At 44.6% G+C, this 605-nt stretch carries 1 protein-coding gene; it reads left to right on the forward strand.

The annotated features are described in order from the left end of the window. Nucleotides 1-605 (forward strand): SDR family oxidoreductase (locus tag AC1DUW_RS31890; protein WP_477644587.1); only part of this gene is annotated, 605 nt, incomplete at both ends.

The raw sequence follows: 605 nt of genomic DNA on the forward strand, positions 1-605 counted from the left end.
CATTAACCAAGGAGATGTAAGTAAATACGAAGACAATGAGAAGGCTGTACAGGCCACTGTTAAGCAATTTGGGAAGTTAGATGTTCTCGTCGCTAATGCAGGAGTCTTCGATGGATTTGCTAAATTTGCCGACGTAACTCCTGATGCACTTTCCGAAGCATATGATTTCCTGCTCAATATTAACGTTAAAGGCTCTTTCTTCGGTGCGAAAGCAGCACTTGAAGAACTGCAGAAATCTAATGGCAATATTATTTTTACTGTATCTGGTGCAAGTTTCTATCCTGATGGCGGTGGCGTTTGGTACACAGCAAGCAAGCACGCTCAAATCGGATTAATGCGCCAACTTGCATTCGAACTCGCTCCAAATATTCGGGTAAATGCTGTAGCGCCTGGTGGCACACTGACAGCATTATCGGTCATTCCACCTCTGCGCCCATTTGTTAAAGTCGTGGATAATGATACGAAAGCAAGCAGCATTAAAAAAAGAAACCCACTTCAACTTGCCCAGTTGCCAGAAGATCACGTTGCTGCGTATGTACTGTTAGCTTCTGACGAAGCGCGCGCGATTACCGGTGAAGTCATTTCTAGTGATGGTGGATTGTCAG

The sequence above is a fragment of the Peribacillus sp. P4_C12 genome, assembly GCF_056402095.1.